Origin of the sequence: Pseudoalteromonas sp. S3178, from assembly GCF_005886985.1 — a bacterium.
Taxonomy (GTDB): Bacteria; Pseudomonadota; Gammaproteobacteria; order Enterobacterales; family Alteromonadaceae; genus Pseudoalteromonas; species Pseudoalteromonas carrageenovora.
The window spans coordinates 1-272 of the sequence record NZ_PNCW01000236.1; the positions used below are offsets into that span (position 1 = coordinate 1).

Annotated in this window: 1 protein-coding gene; it reads right to left on the reverse strand. The window is 43.0% G+C overall.

Translation table 11 applies throughout. The features are described 5' to 3' along the window. Positions 1 to 272, reverse strand: a 272-nt coding sequence (locus tag CWC11_RS20770) for a transposase (protein ID WP_171038480.1), incomplete at both ends; no start/stop codon positions are given.

Consider the following 272-nt stretch of genomic DNA (forward strand, 5'->3'; position numbering starts at 1 on the left):
GTAATAAAATCAATGCCTTGCTCGGCAAGCTCCGCTTTTAGGCTTGTAGATACATAGCCTTTGTCTGCATATAAACTACCTGTAACATTTTCGACCATGTCTAACACAGGCTTCCTATCATCAACATTCCCTGCCGTCACTTTTACTGCTAATAAACCACCTTCGTCATTCATGATGAGGTGAAGTTTAAAGCCATAAAACCAGCCCATTGTTCCTTTTCCTCGCTTGGCTTCGTCTGCGAAAACTTGGTGGCGAGGAATACGCATATTGTG